Source organism: Methylomarinum sp. Ch1-1 (assembly GCF_030717995.2).
Lineage (GTDB): Bacteria > Pseudomonadota > Gammaproteobacteria > Methylococcales > Methylomonadaceae > Methylomarinum > Methylomarinum roseum.
On sequence record NZ_CP157743.1, the window covers coordinates 2096203 to 2111379 of the forward strand.

The 15177-nt window shown below is 49.3% G+C and carries 7 protein-coding genes; 6 read left to right on the forward strand and 1 reads right to left on the reverse strand.

Going from position 1 to position 15177, the window contains the following annotated elements; genetic code table 11:
* Window positions 1-364 precede the first annotated feature (364 nt).
* The 5 genes from fba (at window position 365) to Q9L42_RS09835 (ending at window position 5658) form a co-directional block, all read left to right on the forward strand.
* Entirely contained in the window at window positions 365-1420 is a 1056-nt protein-coding gene (fba, locus tag Q9L42_RS09815; RefSeq protein WP_305908614.1) for a class II fructose-bisphosphate aldolase, read from the forward strand.
* A gap of 432 nt (window positions 1421-1852) precedes the next feature.
* Window positions 1853-2521 carry a class I SAM-dependent methyltransferase gene (locus Q9L42_RS09820; protein ID WP_305908613.1) on the forward strand — a complete coding sequence of 223 codons (669 nt, stop codon included), beginning with the start codon at window positions 1853-1855 and terminating at the stop codon, window positions 2519-2521.
* A 1020-nt stretch (window positions 2522-3541) separates the two neighbouring features.
* Window positions 3542-4141 (forward strand): hypothetical protein, encoded by a 600-nt coding sequence (locus Q9L42_RS09825; protein ID WP_305908612.1) that lies wholly within the window; start codon window positions 3542-3544, stop codon window positions 4139-4141.
* Window positions 4116-4319 (forward strand): hypothetical protein, encoded by a 204-nt coding sequence (locus Q9L42_RS09830; RefSeq protein WP_305908611.1) that lies wholly within the window; start codon window positions 4116-4118, stop codon window positions 4317-4319. The genes Q9L42_RS09825 and Q9L42_RS09830 overlap by 26 nt, the downstream gene beginning before the upstream one ends.
* A gap of 640 nt (window positions 4320-4959) precedes the next feature.
* Window positions 4960-5658 (forward strand): DUF2490 domain-containing protein, encoded by a 699-nt coding sequence (locus tag Q9L42_RS09835; protein ID WP_349432699.1) that lies wholly within the window; start codon window positions 4960-4962, stop codon window positions 5656-5658.
* Between the two features lie 308 nt (window positions 5659-5966).
* Here Q9L42_RS09835 and Q9L42_RS09840 read toward each other — a convergent pair whose 3' ends face one another.
* Window positions 5967-9614 carry a BLUF domain-containing protein gene (locus Q9L42_RS09840; protein ID WP_349432700.1) on the reverse strand — a complete coding sequence of 1216 codons (3648 nt, stop codon included), beginning with the start codon at window positions 9612-9614 and terminating at the stop codon, window positions 5967-5969.
* 1723 nt (window positions 9615-11337) lie between these two features.
* Here Q9L42_RS09840 and Q9L42_RS09850 point away from each other — a divergent pair.
* A complete protein-coding gene (locus Q9L42_RS09850) occupies window positions 11338-14826 on the forward strand; it encodes a bifunctional diguanylate cyclase/phosphodiesterase (RefSeq protein WP_349432701.1) in 3489 nt (1162 codons plus the stop codon).
* The last annotated feature ends 351 nt before the right edge of the window (window positions 14827-15177 follow it).

The following is a 15177-nucleotide window of genomic DNA, read 5'->3' on the forward strand; positions in this document are numbered from 1 at the left end:
GACTGGACTTCGGAGGATTTCTTTCTACGTCGATTTGGGAGCGATGAGCTTTTTGGGGTGCTACACATAAAAGGTTTCCAGCAATTAATTCAATAGTTCAGGATCGATTTCCAATGTTAACCTTTTAGTCGAACAATGCGCATTTACCTTACAATGTTTTAGCAAATAATGGAAAGACTTAAATCAAAGAACTCTAAGCAAGAGTCGATGCGTTTTATCATTTTTCGATAACTATAGTAGTAGGTCAGGGTGCGCGATAGCGTTCCCTGACAATAAACTCTTCAAATTTTTAATTGCAGCGGCCACGCTTTAAAATGGCCGGTTCTGTTAATAAAGTAGAACTCAACACTAAGGAGAGCCGAACATGGCGTTAGTATCATTGCGACAACTTTTGGATTATGCCGCGGAACATGGCTTTGCCGTTCCCGCATTCAACGTCAGCAATATGGAACAAGTGCAAGCCATTATGCAAGCGGCCGATGCCTGCGACAGCCCTGTGATTATGCAAGGTTCGGCCGGCGCGAATCGCTATGCCGGCGAGGTGTTTTTGCGCCATTTGATTGTTGCCGCCGTCGAACAATATCCTCATATTCCGGTCGTCATGCATCGGGATCATGGACCCACACCAGATATCTGCGCCCAAGCGATTCAATCCGGCTTCAGCTCGGTGATGATGGATGGGTCTTTGCTGGAAGACATGAAGACGCCGGCCTCTTTTGAGTATAATGTGAACGTGACTCGCACCGTGGTCAATATGGCGCATGCCTGTGGCGTGTCAGTGGAAGGCGAAATTGGTTGCTTAGGTTCCTTAGAAAGTGAGGTCAACGAAGCTGCGGCTACTGAAGATTCATCGGCGCAACAGGATCATAGTCAGTTGCTGACCGATCCCGAGGAAGCGGTCGAATTTGTTAAGCAAACCCAAGTCGATGCGTTGGCCGTAGCGATTGGCACCAGTCATGGGGCTTATAAATTCAGCAAGCCGCCTACCGGCGAAGTCTTGGTGATTAGCCGGTTAAAAACATTGCAACAACGCCTGCCCAATACCTACTTCGTCATGCATGGATCCAGCTCGGTACCGCAGGATTGGCTGAAAATCATCAATGACTATGGCGGCGATATTCCTCAAACTTATGGCGTGCCGGTCGACGAAATCGTTGAAGGAATCAAATATGGCGTGCGCAAAGTCAATATCGATACCGACTTACGGATGGCTTCTACCGGCGCGATACGTCGTTATCTAGCCCAACCGGAAAACGCCTCCGACTTAGACGCGCGCAAGATTTATAAAGCGGCCAGAGATGCGATGCAGGCGCTTTGCCAAGAACGTTATCAAGCATTTGGCTCGGCCGGTCATGCGAGTAAAATTAAAGCCATTCCATTGTGCGAGATGAGGAAGCGTTATCAGTATTATACAAATTGAGAATTGCTGGAATTATCTCCGATGGAGTATTGTAGGAGTCCCGCCTTCGCGCCGAATAAAGCTTGTCGCGCCGAGGCCGACGTTCTTCCGGCATTGTGATTAATTTGATTGCTCGATACGCTGTGGGATAAGTAAGGGCGGTTATAATGACGAACGTAGATTCATTGGTTATTCGATCAACCCCATTTGTAATTATTCAGCGTATTTTTATCAGAGGGAGTAGGCTATTGATTTATCGGGCTGTCTGCAACAGGACGTTGCAGCCAGAGCTTACGCCGCACAGGGAAGTGCAAGTGCCGCGTGAGGCAGGATGCCGTTAGCTGCCATGGATGTATTCACGCGTCCCGAGAAATCAATGGTCTACTCCCTAAACCCTGAAAGATACTGAATAGTTACCCCCATTTTTTATCACTGTGAAACGTTAGCGTCATGATGAAACGAAGGTTAGAACCTGAGTTAATGGAGGATCCACTGCAGGCCGAAGTCTATGCCGCCGCCGATTTTGCGGAAGCGGATTCTTTGATGTTGCAAGCGTTCAATGAGGCCTTTCCTGAGGTGGAATTGCAGGGCCCCGTTCTCGATTTGGGTTGCGGTCCTGGCAATATGGCTTTTCGTTTTGCCGAACGCTTTCCTCGCTGTCAGGTGATAGGCGTCGACGGATCGGCGGCAATGTTGGCGATTGCCGATCAGCGCAAGAAATCAAGGGCGGAACTCATAGATCGAATTCGATTCTTACAGGGCATTATTCCGAAGGTCAGGATTCCAGCCGGGCCTTATGCTGCGATTATCAGCAACAGCTTTCTGCATCATTTACATCGTCCGGAAGTCCTTTGGGGACTCATCAGTCATTATGCTCAACCCGGCTGTCAAATTCTGATTATGGATTTATATCGTCCGGATTCTCCGCAACAGGCGCAAGGCTTGGTCGAAAAGTATGCCTCCAGCGAACCGGAAGTACTGCGGCGTGATTTTTATCATTCATTGCTGGCCGCCTTGACGCCGGATGAAGTCAAGCAGCAACTGGCGACGGTGGGATTAGGCGAACTTGTCGTTCGTAAAACCAGCGACCGACATATGATTATCGTGGGTCAGAAGTCTTAGCGGTTGCCTTATCTTGCTAACGTATTATCTCAGTAGCCTGGCTAGGTTATTCTCTTCTTTTTAGAAAAACGCGCTATACACAGAAACTGTGGATAACTCTGTGCATAAACGGTTGTTAACACGTTTGACTGCGCGTGTTTTCTGCGTTTGTGTCAAATTGATTGTAATTTATACAGTTGAACTTAATTGATTATAAATCAATGGCTTAACTGTTTTTCGTGGCTGTCAATTGTTATTTTATTCGATCCTAAGTCGCCATGTTAAAGGCGCATTGGGCTTGGTGTAAAGATTGTGTATGGTTGTCAAGCTAAGCTCAATATAGCTTTAGTTTCACGTATATAAAAACCGTTAAAGATCGCTAGTAATTGGGAAGGGGCGGAAAAAAGTAAAAAAAACATGAAAGCATGGGAAAAGAAGATATTTTTTCTTATCGTGAGTAGCTGTTATTCAAATGAAGCTTGTAGGACTGTAGGTCCGATCAAGCGTAGCGGATCCGCCAAAAACCTGAATGATTTCGAAGCCTGAATCAAACCCATCATTATAGATGTATCGATGATATTGAAAAGTTTATTGTCAATAAACTTGAATAATCTCAATCACCTAGTAGGCTCATATATGATTTCCACTCCATTCGGTGATCGAGATGCTGAAAACAATCCTATTGATACTGATCCATTTTTAGCTAATTTTCTTTATTCAATGAGTGAGTAGCCCGGAATCCGTGAGGGCATAGTGTTAATCCCGTATTCCGTTGCGCTTCATACGGGCTACTTGCTGGCATTCAGATCAAGTTCATAAGGCGGATCAAGTATAGCGGATCCGCCAAAAAATTTATTCGCTGCAGAATCACGGCCACTTCGATAGGCACAGCTATCGGGCGAATGAAGCTTTGCGCGCCGAGGATGCTGCTCCTACCGTGTTGTGGCGCCAAGCTCAGAAGCGACCATTCCGGCCAAGGAATGTGTTTAAATGCCGATGTACTCGCTTAGGTCTTTATCAACTTCGCATTAAGGAAAAAAGATGGCCGGTCAACACGATTCTCAGTTTAACGTCTCCAAAAGCTCAACTGAATTATTGGAAGCTTATCGTCAGATGCTAAGTTGCCTTTTTCTATCGACGGTTGCGCTGATTTTGGTTATCACAATCCCTTTGATTATATTGGAATGGATAAATTATGGCCAGGAGGCCGGTAAGCGTCATGAGCTTCCGATCTTGCCGTTTGTGACATTGTGCGGCGCCTTAGGAGCTTTTTTCAGTGCGCTGATGCGTATTTATGCGCTGGAAAATCTGCCGGCGGCTCTTTTCCACGCCGACTTGAAAGGTCTTCGCAACAAATACCTGTTTATGTATTCGTTGATTCCTCCGATCACCGGGATGATAGGCGCCGTGGTGCTTTACATCATCATCGCGGCCGGTTTGATCGAAGGCGATCTTTTTCCGCACTTTCATTGTTCTCTAGGCGAGGGAGAGTGCGACAGTTTTAGCGGTTTAATGGCTTATGCTCCGATGCATGCCAAGGATTATGCTAAAGCGCTTGTTTGGGGCTTTACAGCCGGTTTTTCCGAACGCTTAGTGCCGGATACGCTGGGACAACTTGCCAAAACTGATCAGCGAGATTGAACACAAAGCGCAAATTTTCCTTACTATTTCAAAAGCCAGTAGTGCAGCTGTAGCAGCGAAGAATCCGATAGGGCAGGCTGCTGATCCTCATATTGTGGTTATTCAAGTCAAATTCATAGGGCAGACAAAGACCGCTGCTAGCCGCTTTGTAATGCTGCTAACCAAAAAACTCCGCTGATTAAGCTCAGCTTAATGCAACATCTCTGACGTTTCAGCGTTCCACAAAAACGTTGGTTCTGAACCGTGTCTTCTGCACATGACAAAAAATCTTAATGATCCGTAGTAAATTTATTTTAATAGGGAATACTGATTCCTTGTGTGGGATGGGGCGGTGTTTCGCTATCGCTTCTACCCATCATTCCTTCGTCTCCATGAACCATTGGGTAAATTTTTGTCGTGTACAGAGGTTGAATAGTCACGGCCTGAACAAGTTATATCTTCTCGTTCATGTGAAAATTTATGAGAAATTTTCTGGGGTGAAAGGTTTTTGTAAGGCAGTGTCGATACGATGTTATTTAAAAGGCAATTTTGCTTTAAGAGAGAAATGTTTACTTGATAAATATTAAAAAATAACCTCTGCACATGACATAAAACACTCATTCTATTAGTTTTATATGCTTGGTTTCTTAAGTTATCGATATAAGAAAATAATAGTAAATGCCGGGCTTAATATATATTTTAATTCCCTGGCAGAAAGTTCGACGGTAAATAACCACAGTCATTCCGGCATGGAGCGCCGTAACCCTATAGTTATCATGAATGATGGCTTATACAACTAAACTTATTCGCAATCGCTTATTCTCGTTGAATTTAAAATAATGAATATAATAAAAAAAATAGTATTCTTACTAATCATGTTAGTTGCTGTCGAAATATCGGCGGACAACACTAACGAAGATATACAATCGTGGGGCAATGTAACTGCTATTACTTCTTTAGGCCGGTTTGATCCCGCTTTGGATAAAGTGAAATTGTGGCTGGAGGCTCAGGGCCGTTTCGGAGATGATATTTCAAAATTTTCTCAAGCTATTTTACGTACTGCACTAGGCTATTCGGTTTATGATAATTTAAGCTTCTGGTTCGGTTATGCTTGGATACCCAGTGAACCGACGGGTTCGTCATCTTTTGATGAACACCGTCTATGGCAACAAATGATATGGAACCATTCCTTGGCAGGCGGCAAGTTTATGTCTCGCTCTCGATTGGAACAACGTTTCGATGAACGGGGTGACGATGTCGGCTGGCGCTATCGTCAATTCTTGAAATATTACCATCCCATTAAGGCGGCGCCAAAACTAAGTTGGGTTGTCTGGAATGAGGTTTTTGTTGGCCTCAACAGACCAGATTGGAAGGCAGACAATGGTTTCGACCAGAACCGTGCTTTTGTCGGGTTAGGGTTTCAAATGGATAAACAGGTCAGAACGGAATTTGGATACATCAATCAGTATATTCGCAAACCTTCTGCCAATGACGCGATGAATCATATTATTTCTTTGAACGTATTTATGAACTTTTAACGTAGCTATTCAATATAAAAATGCTTTTTCTACTATCAGGGGCTGGGTCAATATATCCCTGGCAACTAACAGCCCCTGCTTAACGCGGCACTTGCACATCCATGTGCGTCGGGCTTGGATGCGACATATGCTCGCCATGGCGGGTGGAAATGCGGATTTTACAGGAGCCAAAATCTGCCTTGTCGCAGACACTTCTTCCGCATCTAACTGAATTCCTAAAATTTTTGTCGTGTACAGAGGAGGCTCGGTTGATTTTATTTTCAATCGAGTCCGATAATGCTCTAGCCAGCCTCTTCGGCGCCGGCTGACTAATGGGGGATCTTTCCGGTTTCATTGACTAGGCGATCGTCAATCGTATACACAGGTTTCTTTTCTTCACCCTCTTGCTGAAGCACGGTCTCGGGCAATTTCTGAAAATTCCATGAACTCTGTGCGCTTTGTTGGACAGTCTCGCTTAGTGCGATGGCCTTGCCGGCGTTGCTCCCCAATGACTGCAGGCGGGTGGCCCGGGTGATTGTTTCGCCCAGAATTGTATAGTTCATTTTGACCGATGAGCCAATGTTGCCTTCGATCACTGCGCCTGCGGCGAGTCCGAAGCCCCCATAGACGGCGTTGTACAGCGGGTTGTCCTGATCGCGCAACGCCTTCAAGCCTCGCAAGGCGTCAAGGCAGGACGAAATCGCCGCATCCGCCTGGTTGAACGGAAAATAGGCGATCAGGCTGGTACCCACATATTCGGCCACTTGTCCGCCATGCTCGATAATACAGCTTGAGCAGGTTTCCAAATAACTGTTGATGATTTCGGCAATCTCTTCGGCGGAAAAGCGATCCGACAAGGTGGAAAAACCCAGCATGTTCCCGAACAATACCAGTTTTTCGGTGCTTTTGACCGGCACGGTCAAGGGGTTAGTACCCTCGGTGAGGAGTTTGAGCACGGCGGGCTGAGTATAGCGCCCGATGATATGGTGAGATTGGGCGATATTGCGCAACATCATGCGTATTGCTTGCAGCAAGACGCCGCTTTCTTCATTGAGACACACCGTGCGCATGCCCCAGTCGCTGAACAGGCGTTGTTCGAGCCCGTATTCCGCGCTAAGTATGGTCAAGTCCCTGTGTCGGGTATCGGAGCGGATTTTTTCCAGCAACGTATCCACGACGGAGGGCTGGCCTTCGAGGATTTGAAAGAAATATTCGTGAACCGAAATCAGTACGCCGGTTAAGCCCAGTTTTTGATTGTTCAGACTGGATTTACGCCCCAGTTCAACGATCTCTTCATCGCTGAACGCGGCGTGCATCGTGCTGACGTACATGATCCGCTTGAGACCCCGCTCTCGTCCCCCGGCGGCGCGGTCTTGTGTCGCCAGGTGCTGAAGCGCCTTGGACATCAGCCCGGAGCCCTTGGTCAACGCCTTGAAATCGGTTTGCGACAACACGGTCAATTCGCAACCGGAAATGCAGCGTACGGTTTCCGCCCGCCGATTGAGATAAGTCTGTGTGATTTCGCCGAAGTAATCGCCCGGCCCCAGTTCTGCTACCTTGCGGTCATCCTTGATGACTTCCAGCCGACCGGATTCCACCACATAGGCCATTTCGGCCTCGTCGCCTTGATGAAAAATTTCGTCGCCTTGCGCGAAGCGTATCTTTTGCAGGCGTGCCATAGGCGCTGGCGCAAGCACTGCGATATCGCTACGGAAGGGGATTACCAAGGCCCAATCGATCATGATGCGCAGGTTTTTTTCCAAACCGGGCATGGCCAGAAGCTGGCCGAGTCTAGACAGCAGCCAGGCGATCCTGCCTCTGAAGGTAAAGGCTTTTACATCACAAAACGAATTGAATCCGATGCTGTAAGGCTTGATTAATTTATTCCGGCCCTGATAAGGACGGGTGGTGAAGCCTTGCGTTTTAGCCCAGGCATTATAGCCTGCGGCGGTCCCCAGGGCCTCCCAGTCGGCGGCAGTGATGAAAGGATGTTCGTCGCCTTGTGTTTTTGGAGCCGCAAGCCAAATGTGCGGATGAGCTTCGAGGCACAAGTCGCCGTCGACGGCGAAAGGCCAGGCCAGGGCGGTGGCTCCCTGCAAGCGCACGACCGGGGCACTGAAACAGGCATTGATCAACAGCCCCGCTGCAAGGCGTCCTCCGTTGGTCAAGATGACTTCCTGTTCGGCAACACCGGTGATTTTTTCGGCCTTGTGCAGGGTGACTCCGGCTTTTTCAAGACAGTCATCGCGCACGGACATGTGTTCCCGTTCGAAATCAGCATAAACGTATTCCGGGTCTTCGTAGAGATGAACCTGATACCCTGAATCACGTAGCACCGGATAGGACGGCGTCATGGCGCGCAGCATTTGACAAATCTCCGCTGCGACGCTGCAAGCCAGTTCGCCCGATCCTATGATCGCAACGCTCAAGAACCGCGACCGTTCGTCGGCGTCTTCTGTGAATTCCGCCTGTTCGATCAGTTCGAGCAGACACTTGCGAAGGTGTAAGGCATCGCCCACTGAATCGATCGGATAAGCATGGGACAGCATGCCCGGAATCGAGGATGTATTCGGTTTTGCTGATTGCGCGAGGACCAACTCGCTGTATCCCAACGTGATTCGCTCGCCGCTAGGACGGCGGGCTAACACCTGCCGGTTGTTGTTGTCGATCGAATCCAAGCGTCCCACGATAACGTTGACCCGAGGAATGACCCGCCGGATCGGATTGACCACGTTGCCGGGTTGCACCGTTCCGCCGATGACCTCCGGTAACAACGGCTTAAGCACGAAATTCGAATTGTCGTGCAGCAAGCTAATCTTAACGTTCGAGTAGGCGCCGATCAGTCGCTCGATTTTCATCGCGGCATGCAATGCGGCAAACCCTCCGCCGGCGATGACGATTTCGGCCGGCTGGTCCCGGGCTTCCGGCTTGCGCCAATGCCCTGCGGAATTGATGAAAGTGGACAGCATGACGCCATAGAATAGGATATGCGCGGTCAGGGTTTCAGGCAGCAAGGAGGCGAAGAATAAAAATGCGCACAGCATAAACAGCGACAAGGGGCGCAGCAAAATGCCCGCAATCATCAATAAACCGGCGGATACTTCAACTAAGGCCATGAACAACGAAAAGCCTTCAGGCGCTGAAGACAGAATGGGGACCTCGTAAAGTTTGATGATGGCCACCGATAGATTGGGCTGCATGATCTTGAAGGCGATCCCCAAATAGAGCATCGTTAAGCCTGTCAAAACCCGCATGATGAATTGCGCCCGGGCTCTGGGCTGGGCCGCGAGCCAGGACTGGATGCCGTGCAGAGAAGCGGGGGTGGAGAGCGGGAGATAATGTCTTCCCGGGCCTTGCATCAGCAGATAAATCGAAGTGCCGAGCAATGCTCCGCCGTAGGCTAGGAAGTCCAGGCCGAATAGCACGCCGGCCAACAAGCCCAAAGCCATCAGCAGCACCGCGCAAAATCGAACGTAAACGCCGAACAGAATCGCCAGTCCTAACAGGAATTCCAGCCAGCGTAGCCATGCCCAGCCTGGACCCAATAGTCGTAACTCGAGGTCGGGAACAAATAAGGTCGGCGAAGTAAACGGTTCCACGCCGGTGCGCGGTTCGACGCCAAAAGCCGAGGATATCAGCATCCAGGCCAAACAGACCCGGAGGATTCGGGGTACATGCTCGCCGTACGAAGCGAGCCGGGCCTGGAGATCCGGAAATAATTCACGAGCGCCAGTGAAGCCGAGCCTTATCCAACCGAAGATGAATAACAAAAACATCGAGACCATCGCGACATTGCCGAACGATAGCTCGGTATAAAACGACGGTTTCGGCAATGCGTTCCAATGTGCGATCTGTTCCGGCGTCAACACCCAGCGTTCATGCGCTCCGCATTCCGGGACAAACAGCACCGAGACCACGAATGCCAGAGAGAAAAAAGAGAGTGAATCTGCGAATAGGGCTTTTGTCTTTTTTATCATTATTATTACCCTTTATTGAGCTGAAGTATGGCGCTGGCAAGGAAAATGAGCAGAGTAGTTGGGGGATGGCTGCACTGATTCTTTGCCAGGAGCGCTGTGAGCACATTTCTCTATCATACCGGTTGATCTTGCCTTTCCGGTCTATATTTGAAACCAGACTGTCTCGATAAGCATCCTAAATGGAAATAGATTGTTAACTATATTTACCGCATTATGCGAAAATAACAAACAATTAATTTTCGGCAAGATGTTTTGTCTCGAGTGTCCCTCTTCCGCCATCTAATGTGAACAGAAAATCCAATAAATCCATAGCTACTCGCTCTGATAATATTACCCTGAGTCATTACAAAAGATATGCACAGAACTTGTGGATAACTCTGTGAGTAAGTCGTTATTAAGACACTCAAATCCGTGTTTTTTCTGTGTTTGTGTCAAATTGGTTACAATTTGTGCAGGCTGGGTGTTTTGGCAGTAAATCAAAGGCATACGTCGTTTTTAAGGGCGTTTGAATGAGTTTTCAACTCTTCCGTCACCCTCATATTCCACGCTGTTGGGTCATTGCGCATCGTTGTGACTAAAAAACATAATATAAATGCCTGTAACGAAACCGCTATTGGCCTTTAGTATATGGAGCGGTGATGGGACTCGAACCCGCGACCGGCTGATTACGTCGCGAGGACTGAATCATGGATCAGGTGAATAGGGATATCGATGTTCAGGTCTGGCAATCCTGAATTGATCAAGACCGGTTTGGATTTGCTGAATTTTCCAGCGATCTGTTTTGTGCAGTCAGGGGACAAGGTCTACGTGCGATACTTTCCAGCAGGCCGCCAGGCGTTCCTGGAGGATCGGTTAGAAACAGCCGGAAAAAGTGTGTTTCTTCGGGTACGAAAATACCGCGCAGATCGCTTGTTGGCACTGATGGCGAAAAATCGCTGTCAGCAGTTACCTCGGTGGATATGTCCGGTACGCGGCTCGACGTACCCCCTGTTTCAGATCTAGTCGAGACTAATACAAATTAGTAGGGGCCGATGTGTTCGAGCAGAAAACCATGAGAATTATATTATTATTGCAATTTAGCAAAGGAGTGCTAGCCTTAATAAATGTGTAACTATTCAGTATCTTTCAGGGTTTAGGGAGTAGACCATTGATTTCTCGGGACGCGTTCACCCAGCACCTAAATACCCTAGGTTATTGGCTATGATTAATAATCTTCGTTAATTTAGGTGCTGGGTGAATACTTCCATGGCAGCTAACGGCATCCTGCCTCACGCGGCACTTGCACTTCCCTGGGCGGCGGCCGCTAGCGATGTCCTATCTCACGCGGCACTTGCACTTCCCTGTGCGGCGTAAGCTCTGGCTGCAACGTCTGACTGCCAGGGAGGGTGGGAATGCCACACCGGTCGGGAACCGGTGAGGTAGACCGTCAGGGACGATGGAAATGCAGATTTTGCAGGCAGAAAATTGCTCCTGCAGTTTCTACATTTCCGCCTTCCTTGGCGGTCAGAGCAAAAATCTGCCTGTTGCAGACAGCCCGATAAATCAATAGCCTACTCCCTCTGATAAAAATACGCTGAATAATTACATAAATGTTTAAAAAGCACTTTTTGATTATTAATTAAACTTAGTTTTTTATAGGCTAAGACGCGCAACCCTTACCGTCATTTTCCTTGGGTATTCCGGGAATTTGTGTCAGTTATTTCATGGTCGCTAAAAATCATCTATGACCTTCAACCTAAAAAAAGACATTGACGCCGCTGAGCGACCGCGGTTCATCCCCTGGTTTCTGGCATGCGCCGTTCTGATTGTCGGGTTTAGTGTTACGGCGGAGTTATGGCGGCACATGCGCCTTGACGACTCCGACAAACTTCAGGCCGAATTCGAATTCTCGGTCGATATGGTTACCGGCATTATTTCTAACCGTTTGCGCGGCTATGCAATGATGATGCGAGGCGTCAAAGGTTTCTATGAGGGCTCCGAAAACGTCTCCCTCAAAGAATTCGGAACCTATATCCGCGCTTTGGATTTGGATTATGAAAGCGGCGTGCAGGGAATCGGGATGGTTAAGGTCGTGTCTCATAACGAGAAGGAACGTCATATGGCCGACATGCGCCGCAACGGAATCTCCGATTACCGTATCAAGCCGCAGGGCGTTCGCCCTCGTTATGCGCCCATCGTCTACATGGAGCCGATGGCGGGCGACAACCTGAAAACCCTCGGCGTCGATCTCTTGACGTTACCGGCGGCCCGGTCCGCGATGGCGCAGGCCCGCGATAAGGGCGAACTTGCGATCACTTCCAAGCTGACATTGATCCAGGACGAGGATAAAAATGAAGCGCCTGGTTTTGTCATGTATTTACCGATTTACCGAGATGGGGCCAGTCTCGATAGCCAGGAAAACCGGCGCGAGGCCATTGTAGGCTGGGTCGACATGCCTTTGCGCATACACGATCTCATGGCGGAAATACAAGATTTATTTAGCTCCGATATCAACCTGAAAATTTATGACGGCGAGTCGAATCCGGAGCAAGCTTTATTGTATCGATGGGGGGATTGGTCCGAAGAAGCAGATTCTTCTTTGCGGCGACTGCAGACCCGTCGCCGGATAGATATCGGAGACCGGCAATGGACGTTGTCGATGAGCACAACGCCGGCATTTGAAGCGCGTGTTTCGAACCGGCAGCGTTCGTTGATGGCTGTCTCGATCGGCATTGTCTTGACGTTGATCTTGAGCTGTTTGGCTTGGCTGCTGGCTAGGGGGCGCAACCAGGCGCTGTTTCGCTACCGTAAATTATTCGAGCAGGCCGGCGACGGCGTTTTGCTTGTGACTCGCGATTACCGTTTTATCGACGCTAATGCCGCCATCTTGGAGATGCTGGGTTATCGCCGCGACGAGCTGATGAAGCTGCGCTTGTTCGATATTCTGGCTCCTCATGAATGGGCCAAGGTGAAAGAAGTGGCCGCCCACATTAAAGCCGGCTATCCGCACGTGCAGGAATGGGTGCATGTGCGTAAAAACGGCGAGGAATTTCCGGCCGAGGTCAACGTGCGTTGGTTAGATAAAGACGGTTATCTTGCAAGCGTACGGGATCTTTCGGAGCGAAAAAAAACGGAGCAAGCCTTACGGGACAGTGAGGCGCGCTATCGGCTCATATTTAACGCCAATCCGTTGCCGATGTGGGTATATGATATTGAGTCTCTGCAATTCCTGGCCGTGAACGATGCGGCGATCGCGCAATACGGTTATACGCGAAAAGAATTCTTAAGTATGTCTATTGCCGATATTCGCCCGTCCGATGATGTGTCGCTTTTGCAGAAAAATATTAAACGCATTGCCGGTGTCGACAACTATTATAACGAGGCCGGTATTTGGCGACATCGCAAAAAGGACGGCACGTTGATTTGGGCCGAAATAACCGCTCACACGCTGACCTTTGAAGGCAGAAAAGCGGAGATCGTGCTTGCCCACGATGTCACCGCGCGGCTCGAGTCCGAGCAGCAGCTTTATTTAGCCGCGAAAGTCTTCGAATCCAGCCGAGAAGGCATTGTGGTGACCGACGCCGACAATGTGATCGTATCCGTTAATCCGGCCTATTGCGGGATCAGCGGCTACTCGGCCGAGGAAGCGATCGGCAAGACCCCGCGCTTGCTGTCATCAGGCAAGCATGGCAAGGGTTTTTATCGGAAAATGTGGAACGATATATTGAACCGCGGCTATTGGCAGGGCGAAGTGATCAATCGGCGTAAAAGCGGCGACCTCTACCCGCAATGGATGTCGGTTAACGTAATTCGTGATCAGGAGGGCCGCATTACTCATCATGTCGGCATATTAAGCGATCTTTCCCATTATAAGGCGGCCCAGGAGCGCATCCAGTTCCTCAGCAATTTCGATCCGCTGACCCATTTGCCCAACCGCTCGCTGCTGCGCGACCGCACCCGTCTGGCTTTAGCGGCGGCCCGCAGATCGGGACGCCAAGCCGTGCTGATGTTTATCGACCTGGACCGCTTCAAGATCATCAATGATTCTTTAGGTCCCGATGCCGGCGACCAGTTGCTGAAAAAGTTATCGGATCGGTTGGTCAAACACCTGCATCCGGACGATACGCTGAGCCGTCAAGGGGGTGATGAATTGGTTTTGCTGTTGCCCGACAGCAACGCCGAGGGAGCCGCTCACGTCGCCCAGAAAATATTGGTGTTGATTGCTGAGCCTTTCGACCTCGGCGATAGGTGCCTGTCGATAACGGCTAGCATCGGCATCGCCGAATATCCGCAAGACGGCGATAACTTTGAACAACTTGTTCAATCAGCCGATGCGGCGCTGTTCAGGGCTAAAGAGAACGGCCGCAATAATTTCCAATTTTTTACCCAACAGTTACATGACAAAGCGAAACAAGTATTGGAGATCGAGAATGAGTTACGCCAAGCCTTGGTGCGCGGCGAATTATCGTTATATTACCAACCGCAAGTGGATGTGGACAGCCATGAAATCATCGGAGCAGAGGCGCTGATACGCTGGCATCATCCGAACAAGGGTCTGGTGCCGCCCGATAAGTTTATTCCCATTGCCGAGGAAAGCGGGTTAATCGGCGAAATCGGCGATTGGGTTCTGCACGAAGCGGTCCGCCAGTCAGCTAACTGGAAAGCGAACGGACTCTGCATTGTTCCAGTCGCGGTTAATATTTCCGCCGCGCAATTCCGCCTGGATGCGCTGTATCGGAAGGTAGTCGGCATCTTGCGCAATTATAAGCTCGATCCGGCCATGCTTGAGCTGGAAATTACCGAAGGCGTTGCCATGGAGAGCTCCGAACGCACGATTGCCATGTTGGAGCAACTGAGCGCCCTGGGAGTAAAATTGTCGATCGACGATTTCGGCACCGGCTATTCGTCGCTTAATTATCTAAAGCGTTACAAAATCGACAAGCTGAAAATCGATCAGTCCTTCATCCGCGACCTTTGTCGTGATTCAGAGGACGAAGGCATCGTGATCGCCATTATCGGCATGGCTAGAAGCCTGGGTTTCAAAACTATTGCGGAGGGGGTGGAAACCCGCGATCAGCTAGAGTTTCTGAAGCGGAAACAGTGCGACGAGATTCAGGGCTATTTATTCAGCAAGCCGGTGCCGGCGGATGAGTTTGCCGAGCTGTTGAGAGCCGGGAAGATTGAGCTGGGTGGGTTGGGTATTGAAATATTAGGCAATGAAAAAGGGGGGTAATGGTAATTATGCGTTCCTCTTCTGTTACACTTTTCACTGCATTTATATAAAGCCAACACTACGATCGCCGGCCTTGTCTATCAAAAGCTTCAGATGGTGGCTTCGCGCGTTGCGATCGCACCCTCTAACTTTATTCGTTATCCGACTAATGCGAAAACGCACCTATCTTCAATCTCATAGGAGAAAGCAGTGAAACTATTAACATGGAACACACAGGGCGAACGTTGGGAGGGCATCAAGCGCCGGATCGACAAATACAAGCCAGATGTTGTCTGTATCCAGGAGAGGAGGCCGGCAACCTCCCGACCAAGATCGGTTACGCGGGCGCACTGAAACATGGCAAGCCCAACC